Origin of the sequence: Rhizobium sp. BK181 (assembly GCF_014193305.1) — a bacterium.
Taxonomy (GTDB): Bacteria; Pseudomonadota; Alphaproteobacteria; order Rhizobiales; family Rhizobiaceae; genus Rhizobium.
Window position 1 is genome coordinate 1108136 of record NZ_JACHZA010000001.1, and the last position, 13825, is coordinate 1121960.

Annotated in this window: 16 protein-coding genes; 13 read left to right on the plus strand and 3 right to left on the minus strand. The window is 60.5% G+C overall.

What is annotated here, in order from left to right:
- Nucleotides 1–44: 44 nt before the first annotated feature.
- From tsaB to FHT77_RS05645, 12 genes are all read left to right on the plus strand, one after another.
- On the plus strand, nucleotides 45–704 hold the full coding sequence (gene tsaB / locus FHT77_RS05590) for a tRNA (adenosine(37)-N6)-threonylcarbamoyltransferase complex dimerization subunit type 1 TsaB (RefSeq protein ID WP_183753235.1): 660 nt from the start codon (nucleotides 45–47) through the stop codon (nucleotides 702–704).
- A complete protein-coding gene (locus FHT77_RS05595; RefSeq protein ID WP_405049256.1) occupies nucleotides 701–1201 on the plus strand; it encodes a GNAT family N-acetyltransferase in 501 nt (166 codons plus the stop codon). Before tsaB ends, FHT77_RS05595 begins: the two co-directional genes overlap by 4 nt.
- Nucleotides 1202–1237: 36 nt before the next feature.
- A complete protein-coding gene (locus FHT77_RS05600) occupies nucleotides 1238–1666 on the plus strand; it encodes a Fur family transcriptional regulator (protein ID WP_016552503.1) in 429 nt (142 codons plus the stop codon).
- 30 nt (nucleotides 1667–1696) lie between these two features.
- Nucleotides 1697–2494, plus strand: coding sequence for a 1-acyl-sn-glycerol-3-phosphate acyltransferase (locus FHT77_RS05605; protein ID WP_183753239.1), 798 nt, complete (start codon nucleotides 1697–1699; stop codon nucleotides 2492–2494).
- A 50-nt stretch (nucleotides 2495–2544) separates the two neighbouring features.
- Entirely contained in the window at nucleotides 2545–3954 is a 1410-nt protein-coding gene (gene miaB / locus FHT77_RS05610) for a tRNA (N6-isopentenyl adenosine(37)-C2)-methylthiotransferase MiaB (RefSeq protein ID WP_183753241.1), read from the plus strand.
- Between the two features lie 19 nt (nucleotides 3955–3973).
- Entirely contained in the window at nucleotides 3974–5026 is a 1053-nt protein-coding gene (locus tag FHT77_RS05615) for a PhoH family protein (protein WP_016552500.1), read from the plus strand.
- Nucleotides 5026–5541: an rRNA maturation RNase YbeY gene (ybeY, locus tag FHT77_RS05620; RefSeq protein WP_183753249.1), complete on the plus strand. Its 516-nt coding sequence runs from the start codon at nucleotides 5026–5028 to the stop codon at nucleotides 5539–5541. The genes FHT77_RS05615 and ybeY overlap by 1 nt, the downstream gene beginning before the upstream one ends.
- On the plus strand, nucleotides 5538–6686 hold the full coding sequence (locus tag FHT77_RS05625; RefSeq protein WP_183753251.1) for a hemolysin family protein: 1149 nt from the start codon (nucleotides 5538–5540) through the stop codon (nucleotides 6684–6686). The genes ybeY and FHT77_RS05625 overlap by 4 nt, the downstream gene beginning before the upstream one ends.
- Nucleotides 6687–6763: 77 nt before the next feature.
- The gene (lnt, locus tag FHT77_RS05630) at nucleotides 6764–8365 is read left to right on the plus strand and encodes an apolipoprotein N-acyltransferase (protein WP_183753253.1); all 1602 of its coding nucleotides are present in this window, start codon (nucleotides 6764–6766) and stop codon (nucleotides 8363–8365) included.
- A gap of 151 nt (nucleotides 8366–8516) precedes the next feature.
- On the plus strand, nucleotides 8517–8936 hold the full coding sequence (locus FHT77_RS05635; protein ID WP_018855116.1) for a helix-turn-helix domain-containing protein: 420 nt from the start codon (nucleotides 8517–8519) through the stop codon (nucleotides 8934–8936).
- Between the two features lie 183 nt (nucleotides 8937–9119).
- Nucleotides 9120–10373, plus strand: a complete 1254-nt coding sequence (metK, locus tag FHT77_RS05640; RefSeq protein WP_114711016.1) for a methionine adenosyltransferase — start codon at nucleotides 9120–9122, stop codon at nucleotides 10371–10373.
- Nucleotides 10370–11071 (plus strand): tRNA (guanine(46)-N(7))-methyltransferase TrmB, encoded by a 702-nt coding sequence (locus tag FHT77_RS05645; protein WP_183753255.1) that lies wholly within the window; start codon nucleotides 10370–10372, stop codon nucleotides 11069–11071. The genes metK and FHT77_RS05645 overlap by 4 nt, the downstream gene beginning before the upstream one ends.
- Nucleotides 11072–11078: 7 nt before the next feature.
- Here FHT77_RS05645 and FHT77_RS05650 read toward each other — a convergent pair whose 3' ends face one another.
- Nucleotides 11079–11336, minus strand: coding sequence for a DUF1150 family protein (locus tag FHT77_RS05650; RefSeq protein WP_007799651.1), 258 nt, complete (start codon nucleotides 11334–11336; stop codon nucleotides 11079–11081).
- Nucleotides 11337–11385: 49 nt separating this feature from the next.
- On the minus strand, nucleotides 11386–11817 hold the full coding sequence (locus tag FHT77_RS05655) for an Hsp20 family protein (protein WP_016552493.1): 432 nt from the start codon (nucleotides 11815–11817) through the stop codon (nucleotides 11386–11388).
- 260 nt (nucleotides 11818–12077) lie between these two features.
- Here FHT77_RS05655 and FHT77_RS05660 point away from each other — a divergent pair, with 260 nt between their 5' ends.
- Nucleotides 12078–13022, plus strand: coding sequence for a nucleoside hydrolase (locus FHT77_RS05660; protein WP_183753257.1), 945 nt, complete (start codon nucleotides 12078–12080; stop codon nucleotides 13020–13022).
- Between the two features lie 58 nt (nucleotides 13023–13080).
- On the opposite strand, the gene grpE is transcribed toward FHT77_RS05660, so the two are convergent.
- A complete protein-coding gene (gene grpE / locus FHT77_RS05665; protein WP_016552491.1) occupies nucleotides 13081–13701 on the minus strand; it encodes a nucleotide exchange factor GrpE in 621 nt (206 codons plus the stop codon).
- Nucleotides 13702–13825: the final 124 nt, after the last annotated feature.

Here is a 13825-nt window from a genome sequence, read left to right on the forward strand (position 1 = left end):
GAATGTATGGACGCTGAGGAACGCTTTATTCGGAAATTGATGCCATGATCATACTGGCGCTCGACACCGCAGGTGTGGATTGCGCTGCCGCTCTCTATGACAGCGGCAGGGATACGATGCTGGGGGAGGCATCGGACATGATCGGCAAGGGGCATGCTGAACATCTGATGGGAATCGTCGACCGCGTGCTGGAGCAGGCCGGTGTCGCGCTTTCGGCTGTCGATCGCATCGCCGTTACCATCGGCCCAGGCTCCTTTACCGGCATTCGCGTCGGCGTCGCCGCCGCCCGTGGCTTTGCGCTGTCGCTCGGCGTTCCGGCCGTCGGCGTCACCACGCTTGCGGTCATGGCCGAGGCGCAGCGGTTGAAGACGCCAGGGCGCAGCGTTCTTACCGCCATGGATGCCAAGCGAAACGAGATCTACCTGCAGACCTTCGATGCCGATGGCGATCCGCTCGATGAGGCCAGCGCTGTCGCCGTCGAGGAAGCACAGGCAATCGCCGCGACGTTCGATGGCGAAATCACCGGTTCGGCTACGCCGATCCTGAAACCCGGCACGATCGGCGATTGCGCCAACCATTTCCCGATTTCCATCGTGGCGCGTCTCGGCGCTGCCGCCGACCCGTCTTCCGGAAAGCCGAAGCCCCTCTATCTGCGCGGACCCGATGCGAAGCCGCAGGCCGGGTTTGCGATTGCGCGAGTATGACCATGTTGGAATCCTATCTGACGCTGAAGCCGGAATTCGAGATTGTCCCGATGGACGCCGATGACTGCCGCGCCGTGGCGGCGTTACACGGCGAACGCTTCGCACGACCATGGGGCGATGGCGAATTCTATAGCTTGCTCAGCCAGGACACCGTCTTCGGCTTCGTCGCTCGGCAGACCAACGCATTTCTGAAGAAGCCGCTGCCGGGTTTTGTGCTCGCGCGTCAGGTCGCTGGAGAGGCGGAGATCCTGACAGTCGCCGTGCAGACGAAGGTCGCTCGCGCCGGCCTTGGCTGGCGGCTGATGCAAGCTGCGATGCGTGAAGCGAAGCTGCGCGGTGGCGAGAGCATCTTCCTGGAGGTCGATGACGGCAATGCGGCAGCGCTCGGGCTCTACCGCAAGCTTGGATTCGAGAAAGTCGGTGAACGCAAGGGTTACTACAAGGATACCCAGGGGGCGGTTTCCACGGCGCTTGTCATGAAGCGCGTTCTTCGCTAGTCCGTTGCTCAAACGTTGACTATCGGAAGGCAGCCCATGACTGACGTCGCCAAGACCCTTGAGGAGCTTTGCACCGAACGCGGCATGCGCATGACCGAGCAGCGCCGGGTGATTGCCCGCATCCTCGAGGAGTCGGCCGACCACCCTGACGTCGAGGAACTCTACCGCCGCTCCGTCAAGGTCGACGCCAAGATCTCCATCTCCACCGTCTATCGCACCGTGAAATTGTTCGAGGACGCCGGCATTATCGAACGCCACGACTTCCGAGACGGCCGCTCGCGCTACGAGACGGTGCCGGAAGAGCATCACGACCATCTCATCGACCTGAAGTCGGGCGTTGTCATCGAGTTTCACTCGCCGGAGATCGAGGCCCTGCAGGAACGCATTGCCCGCGAGCATGGCTTCAAGCTCGTCGATCATCGACTGGAGCTCTATGGCATCCCACTCAAAAAGGACGAGCGCTGAGGCCATGAGCGCAGCCGCGGAGTCTTCGTTTTGATCGCCTGGCTGCGTCTCGCCCTCGCCGGTATCGTCATTTTCTTCGCCAGCATAGTGCTTATGCCCTGGCAGCTTCTTGCGTTGCGCTTCGACTGGAAGCTGCGACGCTGGCTGCCGCGCATCTGGCATCGCATCGTTTGTTTCTGTCTTGGTATCCGCATTCGCGTCCATGGCAAGATGGAGACCCACAGGCCGTTGATGCTTTGCGCCAACCATTCGTCGTGGATGGACATCATGGTGTTGTCCGCGGTCGCCGACGTCGCCTTCATCGCCAAGATCGAAGTGCGCGACTGGCCGATCTTCGGCAATTTGGCGAAGCTGCAGAAGAGCGTGTTCGTAGTGCGCGAAGAGAAGCGCAAGACCGGCCACCAAGCGAACGAGATTGCCACCCGCATGGCGGATGGCGAGATCGTCGTTCTGTTCCCGGAGGGCACGACCTCGGACGGGAATCGGCTTCTCGAGGTCAAATCCTCGCTGTTTGGCGCAGCCGCCCTGGCGGTGCCGGCGTCGCCAACAGGAGCCGTCGTGGTTCAACCGGTCGCGGTTGCCTATACGGGTGTCTACGGCTTGCCGATGGGCCGTTATCACAGGCCCCTCGCCTCCTGGCCAGGCGATGTCGAGATGTTCCCGCACCTGAAGGACATGCTGCGATGCGGTGCCTTCGAGGTTGACGTCTGTTTCGGCGAGGCGGTGGAGTATCGTGCCGACAGTAACCGCAAGGAAGTCAGCGCGACGATTGCCCGACGCATCCGCACGATGCTTGGCGCCGCTTTGCGCGGCCACAAGACGGCCTAAGGCACAAGATTTCCTTTTCTCGCGAATGAAAAACCACTAAATAGCCGGCCATGACCCAGGACAGCGCCCTTCTTCAGGCCCCGGAGACCGATCTCCGCGATGGCAGCAACAGCCGCAAGGTATTCATCAAGACCTACGGCTGCCAAATGAACGTCTACGACTCGACGCGCATGAGCGATGCACTCGCCCGTGACGGATATGAGCCGACGGAAGTTATGGAAGAGGCTGACCTTGTCCTGCTCAACACCTGCCATATCCGCGAAAAGGCTGCTGAAAAGGTCTATTCGGCGCTTGGTCGTCTGCGCGACATGAAGAAGGAACGCAGCAAGCAAGGCCGGGAGTTCATGATCGGCGTTGCCGGCTGTGTCGCACAGGCCGAGGGCGAGGAAATCCTGCGCCGGGCGCCAGCCGTCGACGTCGTCATCGGACCGCAGACCTATCACCGCCTGCCGGAAGCGCTGCGCAAGGCGAAGGAAGGCCAGCGCATCGTCGACACCGAATATGCGCTGGAAGACAAGTTCGAGCATCTGCCGATCGCCGAAGCCAAGAAAATCCGCTCGCGTGGCGTCACCTCCTTCCTTACCGTTCAGGAAGGATGCGACAAGTTCTGCACTTTCTGTGTCGTGCCTTACACCCGCGGTTCGGAAGTGTCGCGGCCGGTCGGCCAGATCGTCGAGGAAGCGCAAAAGCTCGTCGAGGGCGGCGTACGCGAGATCACCCTGCTCGGCCAAAACGTCAACGCCTGGCATGGTGTCGGCTCCAACGGTCAGGAATGGACCCTTGGCGACCTGCTTTACCGGTTGGCGGAAATTCCCGGGCTTGCGCGCCTGCGCTACACCACCAGCCATCCGCGCGACATGGACGACCGCCTGATCGAAGCGCATCGGGATCTCCGAGCGCTCATGCCATACCTGCATCTGCCGGTGCAGGCCGGCTCCGACCGCATCCTGAAAGCGATGAATCGGCGCCATACGGCTGCCGAGTATCTCACGCTGATCGAGCGGATTCGCGCCGCCCGTCCGGACATCGCTCTCTCCGGCGACTTTATCGTCGGTTTTCCGGGGGAGACAGACCAGGATTTTGAAGATACACTCCGCCTGGTGGAGGAGGTCCGCTATGCACAGGCCTTCTCCTTCAAGTACTCGACACGGCCGGGCACGCCCGGTGCGGAACTGAAGGACCAGGTGCCGGAAGAGATCAAGGCAGAACGGCTTGAACGCCTGCAGGCGCTTCTCCTGAAGCAACAGCAGGAATTTGCCGAATCCTGTGTCGGGAAAACGATCGAACTGTTGCTTGAAAAGCCCGGTCGTATGCCAGGACAGCTTATAGGCCGTTCTCCCTGGCTTCAGTCCGTGAATGTTGATGCAAAAGCATTGCAAATCGGTGACATTATTAATGTGCGAATCACCGGAACCGGAACCAACAGCCTGTTTGCCGAGATAGCAGAGGCTGAGGTTTAAACCCTAGGAGCTCGACCGCTTGAACGGACAAGAATTGGTTTCTTCTTCACCGCGCCACCCACGCATTGCGAGCGACGCCAATCACTTTATTCTGACGTTCGAGAACAATCGGTTCGCCAGCGAATTGTTCGGTCAATTTGACCAGAACCTCAAGCTGCTTGAAGAACGTCTGCACATCGACGCTCGAGCGCGGGGCAATTCCGTCGTTATATCAGGGGACATCGTCGCTACCAACCAGGCGCGGCGTACGCTTGATTACCTCTATGAGAAACTCCAGAAAGGCGGCAGCGTGGAGCGATCCGACGTTGAAGGCGCGATCCGCATGGCGGTCGCGGCGGACGATCAGCTGAGCCTGCCAACCATGGAGCGCAAGGCCAAGCTGACCATGGCACAGGTTTCCACGCGCAAGAAGACCATCATTGCCCGGACTCCGACCCAGGACGCCTATCTCAGGGCACTGGAGCGAGCCGAACTGGTTTTCGGATGTGGACCCGCAGGTACCGGCAAGACCTATCTCGCCGTCGCCCATGCCGCCCAGCTTCTTGAACGTGGCATGGTCGAGAAGATCATCCTTTCCCGCCCGGCCGTGGAAGCCGGCGAGCGCCTCGGCTTCTTGCCCGGCGATATGAAGGAAAAGGTCGATCCCTACCTTCGCCCGCTCTATGACGCGCTTTACGACATGATGCCGGCCGACAAGGTCGATCGTGCGATCACCGCAGGCGTTATCGAAATCGCGCCGCTCGCCTTCATGCGCGGGCGGACGCTCGCGAACGCCGCCGTCATCCTCGACGAGGCGCAGAACACGACCTCGATGCAGATGAAGATGTTCCTGACGCGTCTTGGTGAGAACTCACGCATGATCGTCACCGGCGACCCGAGCCAGATCGACCTGCCGCGCGGTGTCAAGTCGGGACTGGTGGAGGCTCTTCAACTGCTGAACGGCGTCGAGGGCATCTCGATTGTCCGCTTCAAGGATACCGACGTGGTGCGCCATCCGCTTGTCGGGCGCATAGTCAGAGCCTACGATTCCACCTATGCAACGGAAACCGAAGAGGTTAGCCGGCAGGACTGATGGCGGAACTCGATATCCAGATCAGCGTCGAGGAGGGCCATTGGCCCTCCGAAGATGCGTTGCATGCATTGGCGGACCGGGTGCTTGAAACGGCCGCCAGTTATCTGCGCGAGAGGGTCAAACAGCCATTTCCGAAAATGGTGCCCGAGGTTTCGCTGGTCTTCACGGACGACGCCTCGATCCAGGACATCAATGCCGAGTGGCGCGGCAAGGACAAGCCGACCAACGTGCTTTCCTTTCCCGCCTTTCCCGTCACGCCGGGCAAGGTGCCAGGTCCGATGCTGGGCGACATCATCATCGCAAGAGAAACCGTGGAGCGGGAAGCAATCGAGCTCGAGAAGAGCTTTGACGACCATCTGACGCATCTGATCGTGCATGGATTCTTGCATCTCTTCGGCTACGACCATAATAATGACGCTGAAGCCGAAATAATGGAGGGGCTGGAGACTCGCATTTTGGCGGTACTCGGCCTATCTGACCCATACGAGGGTCAAGACCTTAAAATGGAACCATGAGCGACTTTACGACGAGACCGGCCGCCGAGGCCAAGGACGCCGATCAATCATCCTCTTCCGACGAGGGTGGCAGTAGTAGGCAGTCCGGACGATCCCAATCCTTCTGGTCGCGTGCGGCGCGTATCTTAAGACCGCAGCAAAACTCACGCCTTCGCGAAGATATTGCGGATGCTTTGATGACAGACGCTGCGGTCGGAGACGTCTTTTCGCCCGATGAGCGGGCGATGCTGCATAACATTCTGCGCTTCCGCGAAGTGCGCGTTGCCGATGTTATGGTCCCCCGTGCCGATATCGAAGCCGTCGATCAGAACATCACCATCGGCGAGTTGATGATCCTGTTCGAGGAATCCGGTCGTTCGCGTATGCCCGTCTATGCCGATACGCTCGACGACCCGCGCGGCATGGTGCATATCCGTGATCTCCTCTCCTACGTCGCCAAGCAGGCGCGGAACAAGCGCCGCGGTAGCGCCAGGGCCATCAAGCCGGCGACGCCTCTCGTGGACGTTTCCCCCGAACATCTGCAGAAGCCGACCCGCTCCGTGAAGGCGAATTTCGATCTCAGCCGCGTCGACCTGCAGAAGACCCTGTCGGAGGCCGGGATCATCCGCAAGATCCTTTTCGTCCCGCCATCCATGCTGGCGTCGGATCTGCTTCGCCGCATGCAGGTGAACCGCACGCAGATGGCGCTCGTCATCGACGAATATGGCGGCACTGACGGCTTGGCGTCGCACGAGGACATCGTCGAGATGGTCGTCGGCGACATCGATGACGAACACGACGACGAAGAGGTGATGTTCAAGCGGGTGTCGGAAGACGTCTTCGTCGCGGATGCGCGTGTCGAGCTGGAGGAGATCGCCGAAGCGATCGGACCGGACTTCGACATCACCGAGCAGGTCGACGAAGTCGACACGCTGGGCGGCCTAATCTTCTCCGAGCTTGGACGCATTCCGGTGCGTGGCGAGGTGGTGCAGGCCCTGCCCGGTTTCGAGTTCCACATCCTCGATGCCGATCCACGTCGCATCAAGCGCGTGAGGATTACCCGCAAGCGCCAGGCCATTCGTCGCCGCGCCAAGCTCGACGGCGACGGCACAGCCGGCTCGGACCAGGGCGAAGAGCGGCAGACGGACGTCCCCACGACAAACTGATTGCCGCAAAGCACGACAAACGGCGGCTTTTTTGAAACACTGCGGTCGGGTTGATTCGCGGCTTGACGGGAGTGCGCATGGAGCGGCTTGCAGACAGGGTTATCCTGGCCTGGGGGTTCAAAAGGGTTGCAGTGGCAATCCTTGCAGGCGCCGTCGGTGTTTTGGCCCTCCCGCCATTTGGCTTCTTTGCCGCGATGTTCGTGTCGTTCACGCTCCTTGTCTGGCTGATCGACGGTTCGGCGGCTGCTCCTGAAAGCGGGTGGATAGGCCGTCTATGGCCTTCCTTCGCTGTCGGCTGGCTCTTCGGGTTCGGCTATTTCATTGCCGGCCTCTGGTGGCTTGGCCACGCCCTGATGATCGACGCGGAGGCTTTTGCATGGGCGCTGCCGCTGGCGATCTTCGGCCTGCCTGCGGTGCTCGCCATCTATTACGGAATTGCCGCCGCGCTGGCACGGACCCTGTGGTCCGATGGCATGGGGCGGATTGCGGCACTTGCTGCGAGCTTCGGATTGCTCGAATGGCTGAGGAGCGTGCTTTTCACCGGCTTTCCCTGGAACGCGGTCGGCTACGGCATGACGCCCGTGCCGCTCATGATGCAATCGGCGCATGTCATCGGCATCATGGGTATCACAACACTGTCGGTCTTCATCTTCGCCGCGCCCGCACTGCTCGGCACCCGCCAGGGCGCCAAGCTCGGCCTCTCCCTGGCGGCTCTGCTGTTCGCTGCGCATATCGGCTACGGCGCCTATATCCTTTATGGCCCGCAGCCGGCACCAGCGGCGGACGCCAAAAGCCCTATCATCCGCCTCGTTCAGCCGATGATCGAGCAGACCGCGAAGATGGACACCGACGGCGACCGCGCCGCCATCTTCGAGAAACACCTGAAGCTCTCGGCAGAGCCCCCGAAGGATGGCGGCCGGAAGCCCGACATCATCGTTTGGCCGGAGACGGCCATTCCCTTCATACTCACGGACAATCAGGATGCACTCAGCCGGATCGCCGATACGCTCGACGACAACCAGATCCTGATCGCGGGCGCCGTTCGGGTGGAGGAGACCGGTCCCGGCAATCCGCCGCGCTACTACAATTCGATCTACGTCATCGACGGCAGGGGACAGATCGCGGGCGCCGCCGACAAGGTGCATCTTGTGCCGTTCGGCGAATACGTGCCGTTCGAGAGCGTCCTCGACGATTTCGGTATCCAGAACGTGGTCGAGATGCCGGGTGGCTTTTCGCCCGCCGCCAGCCGCCAGCTGCTGGCCTTGCCGACCGGGATCAAATTCTATCCGCTCGTCTGCTACGAGATCATTTTCCCTGACGAGATGACGGGCGACCTTGGTGCCGCCAATGCCATCCTCAACGTCACGAACGATGCCTGGTTCGGCGCTACACCTGGACCCTACCAGCACTTCCAGCAGGCCAGGCTGCGTGCCGTGGAGACCGGGCTGCCGCTGATTCGTAATGGTAACAGCGGCATTTCGGCCCTCGTGAACGCTCGCGGCGAAGTCATTGCTGGTCTTGATCTCAATGAAACGGGCTTCGTCGACGCAACTATCACGAGCTTCGACGCGCATCGTCCTGCGGGCTATCCACGCCAAACTTACTTCTGGTTGCTGGAAATACTTCTGTTTGTAATTGCTATCGTTTCTCGCTTTGGTTTTGTTTTCAAGCAGAATTGACCGAAAACCCCTAAAATTGCATAGTGGTTGGGATCGGCGTTCTTAGCGTATGTTTCAAGGTGGTTAAGCAAGACTTTGCAACGTGGCGTTTTGGGGTGGGTTTGGGCATGCCGGTTTAAACAAGGTTGAAAATTATTGTTAGGGCAGGACCATGATTGAGAACAAGAAGCGGCCGAACCCCATCGACGTCCATGTAGGTAGTCGCATTCGCCTTCGCAGAACGATGCTCGGAATGAGCCAGGAAAAGCTCGGGGAGAGCCTCGGCATCACCTTTCAGCAAATCCAGAAATACGAAAAGGGCACCAACCGCGTCGGTGCCAGCCGTCTCCAAAACATCTCCAGCATTCTGAACGTCCCGGTCTCCTTCTTCTTTGAAGATGCCCCCGGCGAACAGTCCTCCGGCCTGTCCGGCATGGCGGAAGCCTCCAGCTCCAACTATGTGGTCGACTTTCTTTCGTCGTCCGAAGGACTGCAGCTCAACCGCGCCTTTGTGAAGATCACCGACCCCAAGGTTCGCCGCAAGGTCGTGGAATTGGTCAAGGCGCTCGCGGCCGAAGCAGACAGCGAATAATAGCCACTGAAAATTTGGAGCAGGAGTGAAAGCGGCCGCAACGGCCGCTTTTTGGCGTTTTTTGGGCACAATTTGCCACTTAGTCGCAGATATAAAGATATATTTATGTCCTTCTACGCTTGTTTTTCGCGCGCGAACTGAGTACCTACTACGCAGCTTTTGTTCTTTGAGGGGAATCCCGGAATGCGCGCCAATTACCTTTTCACCAGCGAGTCAGTCGCCGAAGGTCACCCGGACAAGGTGTGTGACCGGATCTCCGACGAGATCGTGGATCTGGTCTACCGCGAAGCCGCCAAGACCGGCGTCAACCCTTGGGGCGTGCGCATTGCCTGCGAGACGCTGGCAACCACCAACCGCGTCGTGATCGCCGGTGAAGTGCGCCTGCCGCCGAGCCTGATGAAGAAGGACAAGGACGGCAACGACGTCATCAACCCTTCGAAGTTCAAGGCTGCTGCCCGCCGCGCCATCAAGGACATCGGGTACGAGCAGGACGGCTTCCACTGGAAGACGGCTAAGATCGACGTGCTTCTGCACTCGCAGTCCGCCGACATTGCCCAGGGCGTCGACAGTGCTGCCGACCAGCAGGGCGACGAAGGTGCCGGCGACCAGGGCATCATGTTCGGCTACGCCTGCAAGGAAACGCCTGACCTCATGCCGGCGCCGATCTATTACTCCCACAAGATCCTGCAGCTCCTTGCTACCGCCCGCAAGAAGGGCGACGGCGACGTCGCGAAGCTCGGCCCTGACGCCAAGAGCCAGGTGACCGTGCGTTACGTCAACGGCAAGCCCACCGAAGTCACGTCGATCGTCCTTTCCACCCAGCATCTCGACGAAAGCTGGGACTCGAAGAAGGTTCGCGCGGTTGTCGAACCCTACATCCGTGAAGCTCTCGGCGACCTGCCGATCGCCGACGATTGCAAGTGGTACATCAATCCGACCGGCAAGTTCGTCATCGGCGGCCCGGACGGCGATGCCGGCCTGACCGGCCGCAAGATCATTGTCGACACCTACGGCGGCGCTGCTCCGCACGGCGGCGGCGCGTTCTCCGGTAAGGACACGACCAAGGTCGACCGTTCGGCTGCCTACGCTGCTCGCTACCTCGCGAAAAACGTCGTTGCCGCCGGCCTCTCCGACCGCTGCACGATCCAGCTCTCCTACGCCATCGGCGTTGCGCAGCCGCTGTCGATCTACGTCGACCTGCACGGTACCGGCAAGGGCGTGACGGAAGACATGGTCGAAGCGGCGATCCGCAAGAACATGGACCTGTCGCCGACCGGCATCCGCCGTCACCTCGACCTCAACAAGCCGATCTACGCCAAGACCTCGGCCTATGGCCACTTCGGCCGCAAGGCTGGCCGCGACGGCTCGTTCTCCTGGGAGCGCACTGACCTCGTCAAGGCGCTCAAGGACGCCGTCAAGGTCAAGGAAGCAGCATGACCGACATGGAACGTCGCGGACGCGCGACCGAAGCCTTCTTCGGTCGCCGCAAGGGAAAGGCTCTGCGCGAACATCAGGCAGAGCGACTGAACACCCTGCTTCCGACGTTCCTTATCGACCTTTCAGCGGCTCCGCCCGAGCCGCTGAACACTCTCTTTCCGGCGCCGACCCAAAGGCTGCGCCTGGAAATCGGCTTTGGCGGCGGCGAGCATCTCATTCATCGCGCCGTCGAGATGCCGTCCACTGGCTTCATCGGTGTCGAGCCCTTCATCAATTCCATGCAGAAGCTGTTGACGAGCGTCGACAAGGCCGACGCCAGGAATGTCCGCGTCTACAACGACGATGCGACGCAATTGCTGGATTGGTTGCCGGACGCCTCGATCGACCAGATCGACCTGCTCTACCCGGATCCGTGGCCAAAGCGGAAGCATTGGAAGCGCCGCTTCGTGTCGAAAACCAATCTCGACCGCTTCCACCGCGTGCTAAAGCCGGGCGGGCTGTTCTGCTTCGCCTCGGACATCGATACCTACGTCAACTGGACGCTTCTGAAGTGCCGCGACCATGGCGGCTTCGACTGGCTTGCACAGGATGCAGCAGATTGGCTGACGCCCTACGAGGGCTGGCCGAGCACACGCTACGAGGCCAAGGCACGGCGCGAAGGCAGATCTTCCGCCTATCTCACATTCAAGCGCGTCTGAGCCTGCCTTAGTGCAGGCTCACCGTTTTCAGTTCATCCTCGGCTGCCTTGAAGAAGGTGCTGGAACGGTTATCAGTCAACAGGATCGGCGTGCCATCGGCGCCGAATAGCGCCCAAAGGTCAACGCTCGGATCAATGTCGGGCGCTTCCGGGAAGCATTTTGCAACTTCTTCGTTGCGCATCTTGCGGATATAGGCGACCTCGCCGTTGCCGATACCGGCAAGTTCGGTTTTGGTCAGGTGCGAATTGGCTTCTTTCATCAACATTCCTGTACCTCCAAGAGAAGGGACCAACGGCTCAACATGCGCCGTTGTCCTACTGTGAGACCGAAATGTTAATTTTCTTCACCATACGGCTGGGCTCCGGGCGGATGAGATCCACTGAGAGCAATCCGTTCTTCAGGCAAGCGCCCAAAACCTGCATCCCGTCGGCCAGAACGAAAGTCCGCTGGAACTGCCGTGCGGCGATGCCGCGATACAGGTAATCCCGCTCCCCCTGCTCGACTTGGCGACCGCGAATTGAAAGCTGATTCTCCTCGACCGACACGTCTAATTCTTCTTCGCTGAAGCCGGCGACGGCCAGGGTTATGCGCAACCTCTCCGGATCGCCGGAAGCACGGTCGGCAGCAACTCGCTCGATATTGTAAGGGGGATATCCGTCGCTAGCCTTGGAAAGGCGCTCCAGCGTCTTTTCCATGGCGTCAAAGCCCAGGAGTAGCGGGCTTGCGAAAGGCGTCATGCGGCTCATCGTCTTCAAGTCCTTGATTCAAGCGACCTTGCCGGACCTGAATACAGCATCCGAATGCCTCCAATATGGGAACTGACAGGCGCAGGCGCAAGGCGGATGTCGCGCTCGCACTTGGAAAGCCCCGCAACGGTCCGACCTTGACAAAGCAAGCGCCGCCTCGCATCAAAACGTGCCCGCGCCGGCTGTGCCGATTTGCGACGGAAGCATAAACAAACGGTGCATGCCACGAAGTCGCGCACCATGAGGATGGAACGATCGGAATGGCGGACCCTAGGAAGATCATTATCGACACTGACCCCGGTCAGGACGACGCCGCGGCCATCATGCTGGCATTCGGCAGCCCGGAAGAACTTCAGGTGCTGGGGATCACTACGGTCGCCGGCAACGTTCCGCTGTCCTATACGAGCCGCAACGCGCGCATTGTCTGCGAGCTCTGCGGCCGCACCGATACGAAGGTCTTTGCCGGCGCCGACAAGCCGATCGCGCGCAAGCTTGTCACCGCCGAGCACGTGCACGGCAAGACGGGGCTCGACGGTCCTGTCCTCGATGAGCCGACCATGGCTCTGCAGCCGCAGCATTCCGTGGACTTCATCATCGACACGCTGCGCAGCGAGCCGCAAGGCAGCGTGACGCTCTGTACGCTGGGGCCGCTGACCAACATCGGCTTGGCCTTCCAGAAAGCGCCCGACATCGTCCCGCGTGTCCGTGAACTCGTCATGATGGGCGGCGGCTTCTTTGAAGGCGGCAACATTACGCCGGCCGCCGAGTTCAACATCTACGTGGACCCCGAGGCCGCCGACATCGTCCTTCGCTCCGGCATACCGATCGTGATGATGCCGCTCGACGTCACGCACAAGCTCCTGACCCGCAAGGACCGAGTCAAGCGCATGGCCGATCTCGGCACACGCCCGGCCATCGCCATGGTCGAGATGCTGGAATTCTTCGAGCGCTTCGATGTCGAAAAGTATGGCTCGGACGGCGGCCCGCTGCACGATCCGACCGTAATCGCCTATCTCTTGAAGCCCGAGCTTTTCAAGGGGCGGACCTGCAATGTCGAGATCGAAGTTAAGTCGGAACTGACGGTCGGCATGACCGTTGTCGACTGGTGGCACGTGACCGATCGCAAGCGCAATGTTCAAGTCATGCGCGATGTCGATGCGGACGGCTTCTTCGATCTGCTGATCGAGCGCTTCGCCCGCATCTGATGCCTAGTGCGTTTGAGGGCGCCTGAGAGATCAGGCCCGCGGAAGCGGGCCGATCGGATCAGGCGTCTTTCTGGTCAAAAACCGAATTGGTTTCGGGTTCGACGAGCTTCGGGCCGCCCTTGGCGACACCGACCATGGCCGGACGCAGGACACGCTCGCCAATCGTGTAGCCGGCCTGAACGACCTGAACGACGGTGTTGTTCGGTACTTCGGCATTCGGCACTTCGAACATGGCCTGGTGGAAGTTCGGGTCGAATTTCTGGCCGACCGGCTCCAGCTTGCGGACGCCATGACGCTCGAGCGCCGACAGCATCGAACGCTCGGTCATTTCGACGCCTTCGATCAGCGTTGTCAGGCCAGCATCGGCAGCAGCCTTTGCTTCTTCCGGAACAGCATCGATGGCGCGGCGCAGATTGTCGGAAACAGCCAGCATGTCACGGGCAAAGCCAGCGGCTGCATAGGTCTTCGCGTCCTTGACTTCGCGCTCGGTCCGACGGCGCAGGTTATCCATCTCGGCGGCAAGCCGAAGATAACGGTCGCGCAACTCCGCATTCTCGGTCCTCAGAAGTTCCAGCGGATCGGGCTGTGCGGTGGCTTCGTTCTCGACGTTTGCGGCGGCGTCCGCTGCGGCTTCGGCCGCGGCTGCGTCAGGTCCGTTCTTCGTCGTTTCGTCAGTCATGACGTTCTCCGGTGATTGGTGTCTTTTAGGATGTGCCCGATATCGAGCTTTGGCGGGCAAAAATCAAGTCTGCGTGACCGAAAAGCGCGCGATGTAAGGCAACCGATGCGGGGGATGCGAGAGG

Bases quoted from the DNA above. Each gene is read 5' to 3' on its own strand.
- FHT77_RS05600 (WP_016552503.1), top strand. From the start codon at position 1,238: ATGACTGACGTCGCCAAGACCCTTGAGGAGCTTTGCACCGAACGCGGC.
- FHT77_RS05650 (WP_007799651.1), bottom strand. From the start codon at position 11,336: ATGTTGATGAAAGAAGCCAATTCGCACCTGACCAAAACCGAACTTGCC.
- miaB (WP_183753241.1), top strand. From the start codon at position 2,545: ATGACCCAGGACAGCGCCCTTCTTCAGGCCCCGGAGACCGATCTCCGC.
- tsaB (WP_183753235.1), top strand. From the start codon at position 45: ATGATCATACTGGCGCTCGACACCGCAGGTGTGGATTGCGCTGCCGCT.
- FHT77_RS05660 (WP_183753257.1), top strand. From the start codon at position 12,078: ATGGCGGACCCTAGGAAGATCATTATCGACACTGACCCCGGTCAGGAC.
- metK (WP_114711016.1), top strand. From the start codon at position 9,120: ATGCGCGCCAATTACCTTTTCACCAGCGAGTCAGTCGCCGAAGGTCAC.
- ybeY (WP_183753249.1), top strand. From the start codon at position 5,026: ATGGCGGAACTCGATATCCAGATCAGCGTCGAGGAGGGCCATTGGCCC.
- FHT77_RS05635 (WP_018855116.1), top strand. From the start codon at position 8,517: ATGATTGAGAACAAGAAGCGGCCGAACCCCATCGACGTCCATGTAGGT.
- lnt (WP_183753253.1), top strand. From the start codon at position 6,764: ATGGAGCGGCTTGCAGACAGGGTTATCCTGGCCTGGGGGTTCAAAAGG.
- FHT77_RS05595 (WP_405049256.1), top strand. From the start codon at position 701: ATGACCATGTTGGAATCCTATCTGACGCTGAAGCCGGAATTCGAGATT.
- FHT77_RS05645 (WP_183753255.1), top strand. From the start codon at position 10,370: ATGACCGACATGGAACGTCGCGGACGCGCGACCGAAGCCTTCTTCGGT.
- FHT77_RS05655 (WP_016552493.1), bottom strand. From the start codon at position 11,817: ATGAGCCGCATGACGCCTTTCGCAAGCCCGCTACTCCTGGGCTTTGAC.
- grpE (WP_016552491.1), bottom strand. From the start codon at position 13,701: ATGACTGACGAAACGACGAAGAACGGACCTGACGCAGCCGCGGCCGAA.
- FHT77_RS05625 (WP_183753251.1), top strand. From the start codon at position 5,538: ATGAGCGACTTTACGACGAGACCGGCCGCCGAGGCCAAGGACGCCGAT.